Origin of the sequence: Sphingobium wenxiniae (assembly GCF_007830065.1) — a bacterium.
Taxonomy (GTDB): Bacteria; Pseudomonadota; Alphaproteobacteria; order Sphingomonadales; family Sphingomonadaceae; genus Sphingobium; species Sphingobium wenxiniae.
In genome coordinates this window covers 25184-43797 of record NZ_VLKK01000006.1, presented here as the reverse complement: position 1 = coordinate 43797, position 18614 = coordinate 25184, and the positions used below count along the sequence as shown (strand labels likewise).

The following is an 18614-nucleotide window of genomic DNA, read 5'->3' as shown; positions in this document are numbered from 1 at the left end:
GGGAATTCCATATATGGAATATTACGTCGTTATACGGACTTTGTGTATAAAGTGCGGAGAGGATCAACATCTTCCCCGCTCATGCAAAAATCAGGCGGTCAGCGCCTGCCGCCGCTCCTCGAACTCCGCGAGATATTCGCGATGGCCGAGCGGCTCGCGGCGTTTGGCGGGGTCGTAGAAGGGGGACAGAATCTTCAGCATCATCGGCAGGATACGGCGCGTCGTGATCTTCTTGATCGCTTTCTGCCGGTCGATCGATGCCTGCAATTCCTCGGGCGTCATGCCTTCGCGGTCGCGTTCGTGAAGATAGGCGCTGACCGCGCCGATGAACTTGCCGAGGTGCACGAGAGCATAGAAATAGCCGTAGATGCGGTAGAAATAGCGCGATACCGGATGAAGGCCGCTCAGCTCGTGATAGACGTCCGAGCAGACGCTGCGATGCTCGAACTCCTCGGCCAGGTGCCAGCGCCACAGGTCGGCCACGACGGGGTCCGCCCCGTCCAGCAGATCGTTATAATCCTCGAACCATGCCTCGCAGCCGCTGGCGCTCATCGACTCGAACCCTTCGCAATAGGCGAGATTGAAGCGCAGCGACCTGGTCTTGAGGAAATGCTCATAATCGGTGCGGAGCTTGTCCTCGAATGCCTTGAGGCCGGGATAGCCCTGATCGCGCAGCACCTTGTTGAAGGCGAGGTGATGCTTGCAATGCTGCATCTCCTGCTTGCAGAAGACATCCAGATCCTCGAGCAGCTGCGTCTTGCCGGGATCGATCTTCGACTGCGCGATCTTCATGACCTTGAGCAGGTACGGCTCCACATAGGCCGGGATCAGCGATGCCGCGTTGCACTTCTGCGCAAATTCGGGATCGCGCGCCCAGTGTGCCCGGACCCGGGTGAAATCGAACTTGGGAAAACGGGCATACATGGCCTACTTCCATCTCCTCGACCGGGCGCTATCATTTCACCCGTAGATATCAATTGTGAATAAACTATATCTTATTTCTACAATAATGCCAGAGCGCGAGAAGCGCTTCCGCCCTTGCCCGTCAGGCAACCGCCTCAATCGGCGGTGTGTGGTAATAGCCTTCCTCCATCCGCGTGATCGCCGCGCGGGCATGCGCGCGGGCGAGGATATAGAACAGGATGGCGAGCAGTCCGATGATCGTGCCGACGATGGCCATGGAATCGCCGACCCGTGCCGGATCGTGGAACCAGTGGTCGGTGACGAGCGCAACGAGCAGTGGTCCCAGGGCAAGGCCGCACAGATGCTGCGCGGCCACCGTGATGGCGGCCAGGCGCCCGCGCAGCGAAGGCGGCGTCGCCAACTGGACATGCGCGCCGACGGAATTGCCGATCGTGGCCAGGATATGGATGATCGCATAGCAGCCGACCGCAACCCATATGTCGCCGGTCAGGTGAAAGCCGACGATCGTCAGGACGATGATTACTGGAACGCAGTAGAGGATGGGAATCACATGCCCGTCCTTATATCCGGCGCGGAACAGGCGGTCGGCGAAATAGCCGCTCAGCCCGAAACCGATCAGGCCGCTCAGCGTGACGGCCGACATGACATAACCGACCCACGCCACGTCCTTGCCATATTGGCGCAGCAGCAGTGCGGGCATCCAGGCCGCGAAGGCATAGGCCAGGATGGTGATGAGGGCGAGACCGCCGATCGTGAAGAAGAGATAGGCCCTGTTTTCGGCGAGGAAGGGCATGAGCGGCACGGGTTCGGACGGAGCCAGCGTTTCGGCTTCGGCGGCGGCCGACTTGCCCGTTTCGGGCAAGGTGAAGGCAAGCAGCGCGACGAACAGGCCGGGCGCGCCGATGATCACGAATACCGCCTGCCACGGCTCCAGATGGCCGATGAAGGGGAGCGCGATTCCGCCCAATTTGGTCAGCTTGGCGATCAGATAGCCGCCAATGCCGATGGCGACGGCGCTGCCGATGCCCGAACCCATCGAAAAAACCGCGATGCCCATCGCCGTGCGGTCCTTGGGCAGGATGCGCGAAATCGTCGAATAGGCCGCCGGAACCAGGGTCGCTTCCCCCGCGCCGACGCCGAAGCGAAAGAAGGCGAGGGTCGGGAAGGACCGCGCGAGACCGCAGGCCAGGGTCGCGGCCGACCAGATGCTGATGCCCCAGAAGAGAACCCAGCGCTTCGAAAAGCGGTCGACGATATAGCCCATGGGAAGGCCGAACACCGCATAGAAAGCCCCGAAGGCGACCCCGTGCACCAGGCTGAACTGGACGTCGGAGATCTGGAGCGATTCCTTGATGGGATCGACCATCAGCGCCAGCACGTTCCGGTCCATATAGGCGAAGACGTACATCAGCAGCAGCACGCCGATGGCATATTTCTGCCGCGCGGGAGACAATGTGCCGCCTGTCGCCGGATTAGCCGATGTCATCCCCGTTCCACTCCGTTTTTTTGCAGCTTTGCCTGCCGTCTCTTGTAGGGGGACCCAACACGCCATGCCTGATCTGATCTTATCAGATAGGAGATGGGTGGCCCGGACAGATGCAAAGATAGCCGACTAGATCAATTCGGACAGGATATGTGCCTTGTGGCGAATTGCAATTCGAATTATCGAATAAATCGGACCGGTGCCGGACTCCGGGAAAATGCGCCGGCCGTCGCGATCGGGAAGTGAGGCTGCCGATCACGGGCGCCCGAATGAAGGAGGCGGAATGGCTGATAGGGCCGAGACGTTCAATCCGGCGCCGCTGCTGCTGGATACCGTTCTCAGTGCGGCATGGCTGGGGCGGGCGCTGGGCGGCGCCGGCGATCCCATGGATGTGCGCGCCGTGCATATCGTCGATCAGTTCGGCCCGTCCTGCACCAAGGTGCGCATGGAACTGGAATTCGGCCCTTCGGCGCCGCCGGGCCTTCACAGCGCCTATTGCCTGAAGGGCTTCTTCGGCGATCCGGGCATCGGCTATCTCAAGTCCGGCGTGCAGCTCACGGAATCCGCCTTCTACCGCGATTGCGCGCCAACGCTCTCGATGCGCCTGGCCGAATGCGTTCATGCCGGCAGCGACGAAGCGAGGGGCGCGGGGGTGCTGCTCATGAAGGATCTCATCACCGCCGGCGCGCGCTTCCTGACCGCGCTGGAACCCTATTCGGCGCGGCAGGCGGAGAGCAGCCTCGACCAGCTCGCCCGGCTGCATGCCGCAAGCTGGGGTGACGCCGTGCTGGCGAAATGGCCGTGGGTGCGGTCCAAAGCGAGGGAACTCACCCGATATCAGGTCGTGCCCGCCGCGCGCGTCACCGAACTGATGCGGGGCGAACGGGGCGCGCCGCTGCCCGATGCGATCCGGGACGGCGCGCGCATCTATGCGGCGCTCGGCAGGATCGCCGATCGCGACACCGCCCTGCCGCATTGCCTGATCCATGGCGATGCACATGCCGGCAATATGTTCGAGAATGCGGATGGCTGCGGCATCGTCGACTGGCAACTGCTCCAGCGGGGCCACTGGTCGCTCGACGTCGCCTATCATGTCGCGGCGGCGCTGACCGTCGAGGATCGCCGCACCCATGAGCAGGATTTGCTGCGCCTCTATCTGGACCGGCTCGCCGCGCATGGCGTCACTCCGCCGGCCTGGGACGAGGCCTGGGACCGGTATCGCGAGTCGCTTGCCTACGGCATGTTCTTGTGGGCGATCACGATCCGGGTCGATCCGCCGGTCATCATGGAATTCAACCGGCGGCTGGGCACGGCGGTCGCCGATCATGACAGCTTCGGGCGCCTGGGCGTCTGACGCTGCACCAGGATAATGAAGTTCGGGAGGAAAAGATGGCGAAGCACATATTAATGGCGCTGAATGGCGCGAAACCCGGCGAGGAAGCCGAGTTCGAGCGCTGGTATGACGAGGTGCACATCCCGGAAATCCTGTCCGTTCCGGGCTTCGTCTCCGCCCGCCGCTTTCGCATCGTCAACACCAATGTGCAGGGCGGCGGCGGTTGGTCGAACATGTCACTCTACGAGATCGAGACGGACGATCTGCCCGGCGCTCTGGGCGCGTTGCAGGGAGCGCTGGGTCCGCTGACCCCCGCAATGGACGCCTCGGCATCGGCCAATCTGATCGGCAGCGAAATTCGCATATTCACGGCATGAGCGCGCCGCAGGCAAAGGATTCAGCTTGTCGTGTTCGGCCGGGCGGTTAAGGAAGACGGTTCGAAATAGCGAAAAGCGATCATGTCCAGACCGTCCCCCGCCGCTGCCCGCACGATCGCGGTGCTCAATTTCTTCGTGGAGCATCCGACACAGGCCTTTACCCTGACCGATCTGGTCAGGTCGCTGCGCCTGAGCCGCGCGACCTGCCATGCCCTGCTGGCGACGCTGGTCGACACCGGCTATCTCTACCGCAAGCCCGACAAGAGCTATGTCATCGGCCCGGCGCTGGTCGCGGCAGGCCGGACCGCGCGGGCATATTATTCTCCTCTCGAAATCGCGCGCGAGGAAATGCGGAGCCTCGCGGACGAATATGACGCCATCTGCACGGCGCTGTTCCGGGAGAAGGAGGAAATCGTGCTGCGCGACCGGGCGGGCGGCATGTCCCATCTTGGCTGGCTCCCGCCGATCGGCCAGCGGATCAACATGATGACGTTATGGGGCGGGCTGTCGCTGGCATGGGAAAGCGACGCGACGATCCTGGACTGGATCAACCGGGTCGAAATCGATCCGGCTTCGGAAGAGCGGGCGCGCGCGCTCGACGCGATGCGGGCGGCGCGCGAACGCGGCTATTTCTTCGCCGTCCGGCAGGACAGCTGGTCGAACGAGCTGGCCCATGCGCCGCTCGAGGAGCGGCGCGAGCACACCAATCTGTTCGTCCGCGATCTGGATGACGACCGGAGCTATACCCTGTCCTTCATGATGGCGCCGGTGATGGACAAGAAGGGCGTGGCCTTCGTCATCACGCTGTCCGCGCTCCGGCATGACGTCACCGGCGCGCAGATCAAGCAGACGGCGCGGTCGCTGGTCGACGCGTGCAACCGCGTCTCCGCATTCCTGCTGCGCGCGGATATCGATAGCGACGAAGACTGACCCGACCGACCCCTCGCCGGAAACCGGCGCGCGGCCGTTTGACCGCGGTGAATCGGCGCGGTCCAGATCGAATCCGGCCATGACAGCCGATATTGCGCCGGGGCTGGCCCGCAGATCGAATAATGATGCGCTGATCCGGGTAAATTTCCGTCAATACAGAAAAAAATCTGCCGTCTTGTATTTGCGGCTCGACTCGGCCCGTGCTGTTGACTTGGTCACGCAGCTGCTTGAAATCCTTGTGCATGTTCAAGCGAGTTCAGTGCGGGGCTTGAGACGATCAGGCCGCCGACGCTCGGGAATAGGACGGGGACAGGTGCGGATAGGCAAGTCGGATTATCGATGCTCCATCGGACGTCTGCGAATGGTTCGGTGAAGCGTCCCGATGCAGCGCTGCCGCCGCCCGTCAATCCTATGAGGGCGCGCTGCTCCACGAACCAGTCGTGACCGGACGGCGCCGTTAGTTCCATCCATACTGAACCTGCCTGATCGGATGCCATGGCCGTGGAGAAGTCCCGCCATTTTACGAGCATGCGTGCTACAAAAGGACGATGATTTATGTTGATAAGCAGTGAGTTGGCCAGTGCGACCGACGCCGTCATCGAAGATTGTGTGGGCTGCGCCGATCCGCTGATCCTTCTGGGCTTGCTCTACCAGCTCACCGGGGACGAGGAATTGTCCGCGATGAAGCTGATCCGCGAGTCGTTTGGCTATTCGCATGTCGATCGCATAGCGGACCCGTCCGATGTCGCGCTGGTGCAGCGGAAGGCCGTGGCCTTGCTCAAGAGCTATCGCGACCAGGGGCGTGTCGAAGTAGGCCCGGGACCGGCCGAGCGGCTGCCGCGCAGCCTCGCCCTGATCGCCGGGGCCGAAATCCCGGAATCCGAACGCGAGATGTGGACGGAGGAAACCGGTATCGATCCCATGGCGCGCGGCCTCAAGTTCAAGGGCAATCCCACGCCGGAACAGCTTGCCTCCTTCAAGGTCGGCGTGATCGGAAGCGGGCTGTCGGGATTGAACGCCGCTGTTCATCTGAAGAAAGCCGGCATTCCCTATGTGGTGATCGAAAAGAACCCTGAGGTCGGGGGCACCTGGTATGAAAACCAGTATCCCGGCGCGCGCGTCGATTCCCCCAGCCGCGGCTATCTGCACCTGTTCGGTCTCGAATTTCCCTATCCCTATGCCTTCTGCCCGCGGGACGAAAACCTTCGCTACATGCAGTGGGTGTCGGAACGTTTCGCGGTCCGTGACGACATCGTCTTCAACACGGAAGTGAAATCCCTGATCTGGGACGAAGGCACCCAGATGTGGGAGATCAAGGCGGACGGGCCTTCGGGTCCGCAATCCTGGAAAGTGAACGCGGTCATCAGTTGCGTGGGCTTCCTCTCGCGCCCGACCATGCCCGACATTCCCGGCATGGAGACGTTCCAGGGCACTGCCTGCCACACCGCCCGCTGGCCCGACGGCCTGGACGTGGCCGGAAAGAGGGTGGCCGTCATCGGATCGGGGGCTTCGGGCTATCAGACGACGCCCGTCATCGCCAAGACGGCGGCGCATACCTATCTGTTTCAGCGCACCCCGAGCTGGTGCTACGCCACGCCCTCCTATGTCAGCCCCTTGCCGGACCAGATGCTCTGGCTCGACCGGAACTTTCCCTATTATGTCAATTTCGCGCGCTTTCGCCTCGCGCTTACCTATGGACCGGACAACTCCGGATCGACGCAGCGCATCGATCCGGCCTTCGAGGACCCTCACGCACGAAGCGCCGTGAACAAGGCGATGCGCGAAGATTGCCTTGCCTTTCTTCGCCAGCAACTCGCGGGACGGCCCGATCTCATCGAGAAGATGACCCCTGTGGCGCCGCCCATGTCGTCCCGCCCGATCAGGATCGATCCGGACGACAACATCTACGCTGCGCTCAAGCGCGACAATGTGTCCCTCGTCACCGATCCGATTGCCCGGATCACCCCGGCGGGCATCGAGGCGGGAGGGATCGAATATCCGCTCGACATCATCGCCTATGCGACCGGCTTCAGGGCGAACGACTTCCTGTGGCCGATGGAAATACGGGGCCGCGACGGCGCGCGGATCGAGGATTTGTGGGCCAAGGACGGTCCCCGTGCCTATATCGGATCGATGCTGCCGGGATTTCCGAATTTCTTCATGGCCTATGGTCCGAACACCAACAATTTCGGCGGATTGCAGATCATCGACCTTCTGGAAATCGAGATACGCTTCGCCCTGCAATGCATCGCCGGCCTTATCGAGGGAGAGAAGCGCACGGTGGACGTCACGACCGACGCCTATTGGCGATTCAACGACGAACTCGACCGCGAGGAGAGCCAGATGATCTACATGGATCCGCGCGTGTTCAACTATTACAAGAGCGAGCACGGGCGGTCCTGCGTGAACGGACCGATCGACTACAGGCGCATGTGGCACTGGCTGCGCGATCCCGCCGGTCCGCCGCCCGGGACGACCGATGCCGGTCTGAAACCCTATTTCGGCGGCGACCTCGTCCTTTCCTGAAGCCGCCGCCGCCGGCGCAGCCGCATAACGGCGCGATCGGGCAGCGGCCCGGCGGAGCCGTTATGCGCCGGCGGACCGCGGCCGGGCGATGCCGCGAAACTTCACCAGGGCCGGATCATCACCTTGCACTGGGTGTTGCGGCCGCGCAGTTCCTCGAACGCTTCGGGGGTTGCGTCCAGATCCACGACATTGGTGATCATCGCGCGCGGTTCGACATGGCCGTTGTCGAGCGCTTCCACCGCGATCTCGAACTCGCGGGTGTCGTAGATGTTGGTGAAGCGGATCGTCACGTCCTTCAACATCGCCCGCATCGGCGTGAAGGTATCGGGCGTCCAGCAAAAGCCGGGCGCGGCCACCATGCCCCGGCGCTTCACCGCCGACACCGCCTCGTCCAGCGACCCCGGCACGCCCGCGCATTCGAACACGATGTCCGCCGCGCCGCCCAGCGCATCGTCCGCCTGTTCCGCCAGCGTGCGGTCTTCCTCGGGCGTGATGAAGGCATCGGCCCCCATGGCCCGCGCCATATTCTCGCGCCGGGTGGATGTGGCGGAGATGGCGACCTTGCCCGCCCCGCATTTGCGCGCCCAATAGGCTGCGGCCAGACCGATCGCACCCGCCCCCATCACCAGCACCTTGTCGCCGGCCTTGATGCCGGATGCCCGCGCCGCGCGCAGAGACACGGCCAGCGGCTCGACCAGGGCGCCATCCTCGAAGCTCAGCGACTTGGGAAGCTTGACGCACCAGATGGCGTTGGTCAGCAGATATTCGGCATAGCCTCCGCCCAGTGAGCGGGAGCCGAACATGCGCGCATTCCGGCATCCGGCGGGGTCGCCATCCCGGCAGGCCAGGCACGTCCCGCAGCTCAGATAGGGCAGCACCGCCACCCGATCGCCGATCGCGACGCGGGTGACGCCCGGCCCGACGGCGACGACCTCTCCCGACACTTCATGCCCGGGGATCGCGCCATCCTGAAAGGAGATACTATGCCCTTCCGCCAGATGCAGGTCGCTGCCGCAAATGCCGCACCGATGCACCTTGATGACGACCTGCCCCGCCTCCGGCGTCGGATCGGGCACGGTTTCCAGCGCCAGCTTGCGACTGTCCAGGTGAAATACCGCTGCGCGCATTAGTCGTCCTTCCTCTCAAATGCCTGACGGACCGGAGTGCCGGATAAGCCGCCGTCGATGGGTAGGATCACGGTCGCCATCCGCGCGCCGCAACGATGGTGAGGCTTTATCCGCTGCGGACCGTCAGTCCAGCCATGGCTGCCCACCATCAAGAGTGTGAACTTGCATCCGGCCGGACGAGCGGGCGCCCGATTGCCGCAGCTTCATTTTCCGTGTTTCTGAAGGGCAATCAGCAGGCGGATATAATGCCGCTCGCGGCGTCCTCCCGCTCGCCATGGGGCCGTGGCAGGACTACACTGCTTTTTCGACATGCGAGGACCGCTTCGCCCAGATAGCATAGCACAGGATCAGGAGAAGGATCGCAACGGGCCGCCGATCGTGCGCGTCAAAACCCGGCAGACTGCCGTTCCGGTATTCCTTCGATCGGCACTTTCCATGGCTGCGCGCCAGCGCCCGTCCTCGACACGGGTTTCGATGCCGCGATCCGCAAGAGGAGACAGGTTCCAATGGCCATTGAGGAAGCGCAGGCGCCCGCCCGGGGCCATGACCGCCTGGCGGGAAAGATAGCCATCGTCACCGGCGCGGCGCGCGGGATCGGCGAGGCGGTCGCGCGCCGCTTCGTGGCGGAAGGCGCCAGGGTCGTGATGGCCGATATCAGCGACAGCGGCGCGGACCTTGCGGCGTCGCTCGGCAGCGCCGCCTTCTTCGTCAAAGCCGATGCGACCTCGGGCGCAGACTGGGAAAGGCTCGTCGGCCTGGCCGGAGAGCAATTCGGCGGCATCGACATATTGGTCAACAATGCCGGTGCCGGCGCCGGTGTCGGGCAGCTCATCGACGAGAGCGAGGACAGGCACAGGCATGTCGTCGAGCTGAACCTGACGAGCGCCTGGCTCGGCATCCGCCACGTCGCGCCGGTGATGGCGCGGCGCGGCGGCGGCGCCATCGTCAACATCTCCTCGATGGACGGGCTGGTGGGCATTGCCGGCATGGCGAGCTATTCGGCGGCCAAGTTCGGCGTGACGGGGCTGACCCGCTCCTTTGCGCTGGAAGCGGGCGCGATGGGCATCCGCGTCAATTCGGTCCATCCCGGCTTCATCGGTACGCCGCTGGTGCTGGGAAGCGGCGATGCCGTGCGCGCCCGGCTGGACAAGGCAATGAAGGGTCAGCCCATTCCCAGGCTGGGCCGGCCCGACGAGGTCGCCGCCGCGGTCCTGTTTTTTGCGAGCGACGAAGCGTCCTATTGCACGGGCGCTTCGCTCGTCGTCGACGGCGGCCATATCGCCGGCCCGACGCGCGAACCGCTGGACCCCTGAAAACCGCTGGAAGGAACACGCGATGGCAAAACCGGAACATATTCTCGGCGGGAGCGCGGAAGGATGATCGGCGAATTTTCGCTGGCCGGGAAGCGCGCCGTGATCGTCGGCGCCGCATCCGGCATCGGTCGCGCGACCGCCCATCTGTTCGCGGAGGCGGGCGCAACGCTGCTGCTCGCCGACATCAACGGCGACGCCCTGGCCGGCCTGGCGGCGGAGCTGGGGGGGGACATGGCGACGGCCGTGATCGACGTCGCAAGCCGCTCCTCCGTGGAGGCGCTCGGAATCCAGGCGGGCAGTCTGGGACCGGTCGACATATGGGTCAACCTGGCCGGAGTGGTCGCGGCGCCCGCGCCGATCACGCAGGTGACGGAGGACGTGCTGGACCGCCTGATCGCGATCAACCTCAAAGGCGTTTTTTGGGGCTGCGCGGCCGCCGCCCGGATCATGGAGCGGCAGGGGTCCGGCTCCATCATCAACGCCTCATCGGCGGGTGCGGACGTCCCCGCGGAAGGCATCTCGGTCTATGCGCTGACCAAGGCGGCGGTCAACATGATCACCAGGACGCTGGCGACCGAAGTCGGCCCGAGCGGGGTGCGCGTGAACAGCGTCGCGCCCGGCTTCATCGATACGCCGATGGTGACATATCGCTTTCGCCGGCCCGATGGATCGATCGATACCGACGCGCGTGCCGCGCTGTTTGCAAGCCGCGCCGAAACCGCCGCGCTGCGCCGGATCGGCGAGCCGCGCGATATCGCCCTGACGATCCTCTACCTCGCCAGCGATGCCAGCGCGTTCGTTACCGGCCAGGTGCTTCGTCCCAACGGCGGATCGGTGATGCCGTGACCGACATCCGATCGCCCCATTCAACGCTCTGATCGAAGGAAGTCACATGGAATTGGGATTGCTGTACGAGTTCAACGTCGCGCAACCTTGGGCAGGCGAGCATCCGTGGGGCCAACGTACCGCGGAACGGCAGGTCTATCGCGAATGTATCGAACAGATCGTCGCGGCGGACAAGGTAGGCTTCAAGACCGTGTGGTGCGTCGAACATCACTTCCGTGAAAACCGGTCGCACATGCCCGCCAATGAAGTCGTCCTGGGCGCGTTGTCGCAAGTCACGAAGAATATCCAGCTGGGCTTCGGCGTGACGCTCGCGCCGCACGAATTCATCCATCCGGCCCGCCTTGCGGAAAAGGTGGCGACGGTGGACCTGCTGTCGGGCGGCCGGGTCCAGTGGGGCATCGGGCGGTCCACGCCGATGGAGCAGATCGCGTTCGGCGTCGATCAGGAAAAATCGAAGGACAAGATGCGCGCGGCCGCGCGCACCGTCGTGGGCATGTGGGAACAGCAATATTATGAGGAGCATAGCGAGTATCTCGACTTCCCCGCACGCATGGTCACGCCCAAACCCTATCAGTATCCGCACCCGCCGGTATGGATGGCCGCAGTTTCGGAAGGCAGCGCCGAAGCGGCGGGGCGCGACGGCCTGGGGCTGCTGTGTTTCAGCACGCTGACGCCGCTCGGCAAGCTCAAGCCCGTGATCGACGCCTATCGCGCGGCGCAGGCGGCGGCGACCGAGGATCTGACCAGCGTGCGCACCAACAAGGTCGGGGTCTACACGCTCGTCCATTGCACCGAATCCCGCGACAAGTTCGAACAGAACCGCCTGTGGGATTCGATGTGGTGGTGGTACAAGGGGTTGGCCGAGTTCACCCTGAAATGGGAGTTCGCGCACTTTTCCGAAGAGATGAAGAAGGCCACTTTCCCGTTGCTGGAAAAGCGCGCCAAGGGCGAGTTCGACCTGACCGAATTCGACAAGGAAGACATGGTGATTGTCGGGACGCCCGACGAATGCCTTGAAAAGTTCCTGAAATATGAGGCGATGGGCGTCGATCAGGTGCTTTGCTACATAAATTTCGGCTATTTGCCGCAGGAGGCGGTCCTCAACTGCATCGAACTGCTCGGCCGCCATGTGATCCCCGAGCTGGCGAAGCGCGGCGCCACCCGAATGGCCGGCGGACTGGCCCAATCCGTTCGGCGGGCTGAAAAGGACCTGACCGCCAACTGATCAATGGACGAACCATGATCCGGCGGCGTTCCGGTGTCGGGCCGTGGCACGTCCTTCCCCCGCTGCATCGATCGGTCCGATCTGGCGGGCGGTCGTGATTTCGGGGTGGTTCAGGCTGTTCGTTTCTTCGCCGATGGGGCATAACGCGCAACAGCCGAACCCACCGAAGCGGGCGCCCATCCGGCGAAGGCGAGCAGCGGGAGAGACGCGCCGACATGGAGACAGTGCAACGCCGCCCCCGATTGGTCGAGCTGCCCGGCAACAGGAAGAATCTCGCCAAATCAGGCACCCGTGCGCTCGATGTCCTCGAATTCGTGGCCCAGTGCCAGCGGCCCGTCCGCGCGGTCGAGGTGGCCAACGCGCTGCACCTTCAGCCGTCCAGCGCCGACCAATTGCTGAAGACATTGGTGGACTCCGGGTATCTGCTGTTCGAGCGGGACTATAAACACTATCTTCCCTCGCCCCGACTGATCCGGTTCAGCATGTGGCTGAGCGAATATTATTATGGTTCGGACAATCTCGTACGCCTGCTTTCGGCGCTCAGCCTGCGTTCGGGCGAATTGGTGACGCTGGCCGCGCCGCAGGGCGACGTGATGCAGATCGTGGATTTTGTCGACAGGCCGGAGGGACCGGACACGGTGCAGAAAGGCCTCAAGGTCGCGATGCTGCGCTCGGCGCTCGGGATCACCTATCTGGCATCGCTCAGCCGCCCCGATCTTCGCCACCTGCTCGCCCGCCTGGAGGCGGAGCAAGGCCATGCCGCGCTCCATATGGCGGAAACCAGCGCATGGATCGAAGATGTGCGCAAGAGGCGATATGCCAGCGGCGGACTAGGCGCGGGGAGTTCCGCCTGGTCCATCACCATGGCGTTGCCCAAGGCGCAGAATGAGACGTCGCTCGTTCTGGGCGTTTCGGGAGTGGAACGACGGATTCGGTCGAGGGAAGCGGAACTTGTTGAGATAATGCGTAATGCCATAGAGGAATTTCTGACATAGCGTTCCCTGAAGCGGTGAGCGGCCGTCACGCCGGGAACGCCCAGAGCGTTTTAGGCCGCCGCCCGCCTCCGGCTGATGCGATCGCCGAACGCGGTCGTCAGCGCGGACAGCAGGATGAGCGAACCGCCGGCGAGCGCGGCGAGGCCCGGCCGCTCGCCGAACAGCAGCAGGCCCACCACCGTCACCAGCGGCAGGCGCAGATAGTCGAGGGGCATGAGCGAGGCCGCGCCCTGCAGGCTGAGCGCCCTCAACATGCATCCGAACGCCGACAGGCTCGCAACGCCGAGGCCGAAGAGCAGCAGGCCCTGCGACAAGGACGGCGTACGCCACATCCAGGCCGCCGGGGCGGCGGTGAACAGGACGCCGAGCAGGCAGCTATAGACCATGATGACGAGCGGGTCGTTATTATTGGTCATCGCCTTGATGCTGACGAAACTGAAGGCGAAAAGCAGCGAGGAAAGGATGGCGGCCCCTTGCGCAAGCGGCGCTTCTGTACTGGCGCCCGGCTGCACCATCACGAGAACGCCGACAAAGCCCAAGCAGACCGCGCCGGCCTTCAGGCCGCCCACCTTCTCGCCCAGCATCAGCCAGGCAAGCAGCACGATCCAGAGCGGGCGGGTGAAGGACAGGGTCGTTGCGGTCGCCAGCGGCAGGTGGGACGTTGCATAAATCCACAGGGTCAGGCCGAGCATCGCTGCGATCGACCGGAACAGGATGATCCCCGGGCTGCTTGTCATGAATGCTCCCTTGCCCGCCCGTATGATGAGCGGAGAAAGGATGATGAGCGCGGCGCCCTGCCGCCAGAAGAGTTGCAGCGGGGCAGGCCAGTCCGGGCCGAGCCAATGGACCAGCACCAGCTCGATCGTGTTCGCCACGATGCTGGCGAGCATCCATGCGGTCCCGCGCAGGGCGCCCGAATTCGCGCTGCTCAAACCGCCTCTCCTCTTCTGGTCTCATCGTACATCGAGTGAACTGTCGACTGCTCGCCGGAAGATGGCAAGCCGGGCGCGCTCAGTCATCACGCTGATGCGTGATACGGGCGCAGGCCATGCCTATGATGAGCGCCATGATGAATTGATATCCGGCGTTTTAGGCGGGCGGTGATCGCCGCCGCCATGCCGGCATTCCCGTTGCGTTCATGGGCTAGTCTGGGTCGGCAATGCTCGTCCGGCTGGCGCTGTCGAGGCGGGCCAGATGCTCGGGCGCCAATGAAAGCTGCAACGCACCCATCAGATCCTGAAGCTGACCGACGGACGTGGCGCTGGCCAGCGGAGCCGTGACACCCGGCCGGGTCATGATCCAGGCCAGAGCGATCTGTGCATGGGAAGCGCCCGTTTCCGCAACGATGGCATCCATCTCGCCAAGAACGCGCAGCCCATGTTCGTTCAGATACTGTTTCACGCGCGGCGCGCGATCCCGATTGCCCAGATCGTCGAGACTCCGATATTTTCCGGACAGGAAGCCCGCCGCGAGCGAAAAATAGGTGATGACGCCAAGATCCTTTTTCAGGCACAGCGTCTGGAGATCGCCCTCATAGGCATCGCGCTTGACAAGGCTCAGCTCGGGCTGGACGACGCGAAACGGCTCCAGACCGCCATCGCGGGCGACATCGAGCGATTCCTGAATACGCGCCGCGCTATATTGCGAGGCGCCCAGCGAGCGCACCTTGCCTTCCTTCACCAGCAGATCGAACGCTTCGAGCGAATGCTCCAGGGGCGTTTCGGGATCGTCCGCATGGGCGAAATATATGTCGATATAATCGGTCTTCAGGCGCCGCAGCGATTCCTCGACCGCAGCCTTGATCCGGGAAGGTTGCAGACCCTTGCCGCCAGCGCCGGGCAACAAACCCACCTTTGTCGCGATGATGATGTCATCGCGCTTGCCCCGGCGTTCCAGCCAGTTGCCGAGCAGGCGCTCGGATTCGCCGCCTTCATGGCCCGGAAGCCAGGCCGAATAGGCGTCCGCAGTGTCGATCAGCTCGCCGCCCGCATCGATGAAGCTGTCAAGAATTCGGTATGCGTCAGGCTCGCGCGAGGTCCAGCCGAAGACGTTGCCGCCTAACGCAAAAGGCAGGATCGCCAGTCCGGTGCTTCCGAGTTTTCTCTTTTCCATCGCTGTCTTACCTCTCCGCGCGCCGGCTTCGTACCCGCTCCACCGTTATGCTTTTACTCCGCCGACCAGATCAAGCGGCTTCTCGGTTCCACCTCCGCCGCATGTCGATCCGCCCTAGCCATCCGCTTTCCTGAACGGCGTCCGTTCGCTGAGCCATTCCCGGTCGCGCTGCACGTCGCGGCGTTCGGCGGCGAGGAAGTCCGCCACGGCCCGGCGGAAGCTCGCATTCGGGATGAAATGCGCGGAGAAGGTTGGCGTGGGCGCATAGCCGCGCGCCAGCTTGTGCCCGCCCTGTGCCCCGGCCTCCACGCGCCGGAGGCCCCGCGCGATGGCGGCGTCTATGGCCTGATAATAGCATAGTTCGAAATGCAGGTGCGGCACGTCCTGCGTGCAGCCCCAATAGCGGCCATAGAGGGTATCCGCGCCGATCAGGTTCAGCGCCCCCGCGATCGGCGCGCCGTCCCGCAGGGCGAGCACCAGCAGCACGCGATCCGCCATCCGCTCCCCAAGCAGGGAGAAGAAGGCGCGGGTGAGGTAAGGCCGTCCCCATTTGCGCGCGCCGGTATCCTGATAGAAGTCCCAGAATATGTCCCAATGCGCCTCGCGGACCCGGTCGCCGGTCAGGTGGACGATCTCCAGCCCCTGCACGGCGCGTTCGCGTTCCTTGCGGATGTTCTTCCGCCTGGCGCTGGACAGGGTGCCCAGGAAATCGGCGAAATCGCGATAGTCCCGGTTGGTCCAGTGGAACTGGCTGTCTTCCCGGATCAGCCACCCCGCGGCCTCGAACAGGGGCACCTGCTCCGGCTCGATGAAGGTCGCATGGGCCGACGACAGCCCGTTGCGCTCCACCAGCGTTTCGATCCCCGCGATCAGCGCGGGCGCCAGCGCCTCGTCGCGCAGCAGCAGGCGCGGTCCCGGCACGGGAGAAAAGGGCGATGCGATCTGGAGCTTGGGATAATAGTCGCCGCCCGCCCGCTGCCAGGCGTCGGCCCAGCCATGATCGAATACATATTCGCCCTGGCTGTGCGCCTTGGCATAGACAGGCGCGGCGGCGGCGATCCGCCCGTCCGCCCCGTCGATCAGCAGCGGCAGCGATTGCCAGCCGGTGCCCGGCCCGACGCTGCCCGATTCCTCCAGCGCCGCCAGGAAATCCCAGCTCACGAAGGGATTGGCCGTCCCCGCGCAGGCGTCCCATTCCTCACGGCGCAGCGCCGCCACGCCTTCTACCACGCGCGCGATCATATCAGTCATCGGCGCGCTCGAAGATGATCTGGTCGGCATGAGCGGCGGCGCGGGCGCGATCCGCCGCATCGCGGACGGTCCATGTCAGCACGGGCAGCCCCTTGCCCCGGCAGCGGGCGGCAAAGGGCGATGGCAGGTCACGAATATCACAGGCGATAAAATCGGGACGGGCGAGCGCCAGCGCAAGGGCGCGCTCGATCCGGCCGCGCAATTTCCGCTTCCCCTGCTGCGTCACCACCATGCCCCGCACGACATCGGGCGCGTGCCGGGCGAACCAGCGCATCGCCACGGGATCGAAGGACATGACCGCCGCCGCGCCGCCGACATGGCGGGCAAGCGCCTGCGCCACCCCCGCGCAGAGCGGCGCGGCCTCCCGCCATCGGTCGATCTTGATCTCGATGAGCAGCGGCGTGCCGCCCGCGCATCGTTCCAGCAGCGTGGAGAGGCGCGGCACGCCGCCTCCGTCGGGGAGCGTGACGCCTTCCAGCTCCGCCGCGCTTCGCTCGGCAATCGGCCCCGCCGCCGCCGTCATTCGATCCAGCACCGCATCATGGAAGACGACCGGCACCCCGTCCCGGCTCAGCCGCACGTCGCATTCGATGCCGAATCCGCCGGCGATGGCCGCGTCGAAAGCCGCCATGCCGTTCTCGCTGACCCTCGCCCCATGCAGCCCGCGATGGGCAAAGGGGCGTTCGGTCAGGAAAGCCAACCGCTCAGGCGTGCGGCCGGACAAGGACGATCGCATCGATCTCGACGGCGGAATTGAGCGGCAGCACCGGCACGCCCACCGCGCTGCGCGCATGGCGGCCCGCATCGCCAAAGACATCGACCATCAGTTCCGACGCGCCATTGGCGACTTTCGGCTGGTCGCTGAAGTCGGGCGCGCTGCTGATGAAGACGCCCAGCTTCACGATCCGCTCCACGCGGTCCAGGCTGCCTAGCGCCGCCTTCATCTGCGCCAGCAGATTGAGGCCGCAGGCCCGCGCGGCGCGGACGCCATAGTCGAGGTTGACGGTGTCGCCCAGCCGCCCGGTCATGAGTTGCCCGTCGGCGAGCGCGATCTGCCCGGAAATATGCAGCAGGCCATGGGCCTCGACGGCAGGCACATAGGCGGCGACGGGCGCGGCGGCGGGGGGCAGGGCAATGCCCAGTTCGGTAAGGCGGGCTTCAATGCTCATCACTTGGCTCCATCGGGAAGGGGAATATCGCGCGGGGCCGGTCCTTCCGCAAGCCGCGCGGCGATCCACGCCTCGGCCTGCGCCCAGTTGTCGATCCGGGCATGGGCCATGCCGGCGGGCGGTATACGGCCGGACAGTTCCGGCTCGCCCACCATGTGCAGCCGCCACACCCCCGGCGCATGCCTGGCGGCCGATGCATGATGTTCGGCGATGTCGTCGATGAACAGCGCCACGCTGGGTTGGCGGTCCGCCACGATCTGCGCCAGCGGCCGCCCCTTGCCGCCGCGGTTGCAATGGACCGGCGCGTCGAGGCCATGGCCCGCAAGCTGCTCCACCCGTCCCTGGCGATGCCGCGCGTCGATATTGGTGAGGACGACGATATCGGCGATGGCGGACAGCCGGGCCAGCGCCTCCATCGATCCGCTGATCGGCTTCTGCCGGTGCATCTCGCTGTCGAAAAAGGCGGTCAGCAGCGTCCAGACGATGTCCTGCGTCACCGGCTCGTCGCTGTCCTTGTGGCGCAGCGCATCGGCGAATTTCAGCCGGTCGAAATCGAAATGCAGGTCGTGCGCCTCGTCCGCCCACGCCCGGAACGGGACGAGCATGTGCAAAAGCACCTCATCGCAATCGGTGATGATGAGGGGACGGGTCATCGGCTCAATTCCTCCTTCGCGGCGATCAGCGCCTCCGGCGTGGTTTCGATGGCCTGCGCGCAGGCGATCAGGTCCGGCTCATGATCGGCCAGAAAGCCCAGCACCGCGCCCAGCATGCCCGGATCGCCCACCCCGGCGCGCAGGGCGTCGGCGTCCAGCCCGGTCAGCGCCAGTAGGCGTTCCGCCCGCCGATCGTCCCCGACCGTCCAGCCAAGCGCCATCAGCGCCAGCGTGAGCGCATCGGAGCCATCTTCCTTGCCATTACGGATATCGGGTCGCATGACGGTTTCTCTGCGCGGCGTTCAGGGTTATGACGCTTTCCATAAGACTTTTTTCGAAAACGCGGGTGA

General features: G+C 64.6%; 18 protein-coding genes. 8 read left to right on the top strand and 10 right to left on the bottom strand.

Going from position 1 to position 18614, the window contains the following annotated elements; translation table 11 throughout:
• Positions 1–90 precede the first annotated feature (90 nt).
• Both IQ35_RS09485 and IQ35_RS09480 read right to left on the bottom strand, forming a co-directional pair.
• Positions 91–924, bottom strand: coding sequence for a metal-dependent hydrolase (locus tag IQ35_RS09485; protein WP_145072923.1), 834 nt, complete (start codon positions 922–924; stop codon positions 91–93).
• A gap of 121 nt (positions 925–1045) precedes the next feature.
• Positions 1046–2410: an MFS transporter gene (locus tag IQ35_RS09480; protein WP_158636633.1), complete on the bottom strand. Its 1365-nt coding sequence runs from the start codon at positions 2408–2410 to the stop codon at positions 1046–1048.
• Between the two features lie 280 nt (positions 2411–2690).
• Here IQ35_RS09480 and IQ35_RS09475 point away from each other — a divergent pair, with 280 nt between their 5' ends.
• The 4 genes from IQ35_RS09475 (at position 2691) to IQ35_RS09460 (ending at position 7573) form a co-directional block, all read left to right on the top strand.
• Positions 2691–3761: a phosphotransferase family protein gene (locus IQ35_RS09475; protein ID WP_158636632.1), complete on the top strand. Its 1071-nt coding sequence runs from the start codon at positions 2691–2693 to the stop codon at positions 3759–3761.
• A 35-nt stretch (positions 3762–3796) separates the two neighbouring features.
• Complete coding sequence (locus IQ35_RS09470) at positions 3797–4117, top strand: DUF4286 family protein (RefSeq protein WP_148648566.1); 321 nt, start codon at positions 3797–3799, stop codon at positions 4115–4117.
• An 81-nt stretch (positions 4118–4198) separates the two neighbouring features.
• Positions 4199–5047, top strand: a complete 849-nt coding sequence (locus IQ35_RS09465; protein WP_021245945.1) for an IclR family transcriptional regulator — start codon at positions 4199–4201, stop codon at positions 5045–5047.
• Positions 5048–5602: 555 nt separating this feature from the next.
• Positions 5603–7573 carry a flavin-containing monooxygenase gene (locus IQ35_RS09460; RefSeq protein WP_145072914.1) on the top strand — a complete coding sequence of 657 codons (1971 nt, stop codon included), beginning with the start codon at positions 5603–5605 and terminating at the stop codon, positions 7571–7573.
• Positions 7574–7674: 101 nt separating this feature from the next.
• Here the strand turns inward: IQ35_RS09460 and IQ35_RS09455 are convergent, their stop codons facing one another.
• A complete protein-coding gene (locus IQ35_RS09455) occupies positions 7675–8700 on the bottom strand; it encodes a zinc-dependent alcohol dehydrogenase (protein ID WP_145072911.1) in 1026 nt (341 codons plus the stop codon).
• A 506-nt stretch (positions 8701–9206) separates the two neighbouring features.
• Here IQ35_RS09455 and IQ35_RS09450 point away from each other — a divergent pair.
• From IQ35_RS09450 to IQ35_RS09435, 4 genes are all read left to right on the top strand, one after another.
• Entirely contained in the window at positions 9207–10013 is an 807-nt protein-coding gene (locus tag IQ35_RS09450) for an SDR family NAD(P)-dependent oxidoreductase (protein WP_021245948.1), read from the top strand.
• 63 nt (positions 10014–10076) lie between these two features.
• Entirely contained in the window at positions 10077–10859 is a 783-nt protein-coding gene (locus tag IQ35_RS09445) for an SDR family NAD(P)-dependent oxidoreductase (RefSeq protein WP_145072908.1), read from the top strand.
• Between the two features lie 46 nt (positions 10860–10905).
• The gene (locus IQ35_RS09440) at positions 10906–12084 is read left to right on the top strand and encodes an LLM class flavin-dependent oxidoreductase (protein WP_145072905.1); all 1179 of its coding nucleotides are present in this window, start codon (positions 10906–10908) and stop codon (positions 12082–12084) included.
• 215 nt (positions 12085–12299) lie between these two features.
• Positions 12300–13079 carry an IclR family transcriptional regulator gene (locus IQ35_RS09435; RefSeq protein ID WP_021245951.1) on the top strand — a complete coding sequence of 260 codons (780 nt, stop codon included), beginning with the start codon at positions 12300–12302 and terminating at the stop codon, positions 13077–13079.
• Between the two features lie 50 nt (positions 13080–13129).
• On the opposite strand, the gene IQ35_RS09430 is transcribed toward IQ35_RS09435, so the two are convergent.
• The 7 genes from IQ35_RS09430 to IQ35_RS09400 form a co-directional block, all read right to left on the bottom strand.
• Entirely contained in the window at positions 13130–14011 is an 882-nt protein-coding gene (locus IQ35_RS09430; protein ID WP_021245952.1) for a DMT family transporter, read from the bottom strand.
• Between the two features lie 211 nt (positions 14012–14222).
• The gene (locus IQ35_RS09425; RefSeq protein ID WP_145072902.1) at positions 14223–15191 is read right to left on the bottom strand and encodes an aldo/keto reductase; all 969 of its coding nucleotides are present in this window, start codon (positions 15189–15191) and stop codon (positions 14223–14225) included.
• A 114-nt stretch (positions 15192–15305) separates the two neighbouring features.
• Complete coding sequence (locus IQ35_RS09420; protein ID WP_145072899.1) at positions 15306–16442, bottom strand: GNAT family N-acetyltransferase; 1137 nt, start codon at positions 16440–16442, stop codon at positions 15306–15308.
• The gene (locus tag IQ35_RS09415) at positions 16435–17166 is read right to left on the bottom strand and encodes a glycerophosphodiester phosphodiesterase family protein (protein ID WP_145072896.1); all 732 of its coding nucleotides are present in this window, start codon (positions 17164–17166) and stop codon (positions 16435–16437) included. Before IQ35_RS09415 ends, IQ35_RS09420 begins: the two co-directional genes overlap by 8 nt.
• Positions 17147–17611, bottom strand: a complete 465-nt coding sequence (locus tag IQ35_RS09410; RefSeq protein WP_145072893.1) for a RidA family protein — start codon at positions 17609–17611, stop codon at positions 17147–17149. The genes IQ35_RS09415 and IQ35_RS09410 overlap by 20 nt, the downstream gene beginning before the upstream one ends.
• On the bottom strand, positions 17611–18264 hold the full coding sequence (locus IQ35_RS09405) for a hypothetical protein (protein WP_021245957.1): 654 nt from the start codon (positions 18262–18264) through the stop codon (positions 17611–17613). The genes IQ35_RS09410 and IQ35_RS09405 overlap by 1 nt, the downstream gene beginning before the upstream one ends.
• Positions 18261–18545, bottom strand: coding sequence for a DUF3572 domain-containing protein (locus tag IQ35_RS09400; protein WP_145072890.1), 285 nt, complete (start codon positions 18543–18545; stop codon positions 18261–18263). The genes IQ35_RS09405 and IQ35_RS09400 overlap by 4 nt, the downstream gene beginning before the upstream one ends.
• Positions 18546–18614: the final 69 nt, after the last annotated feature.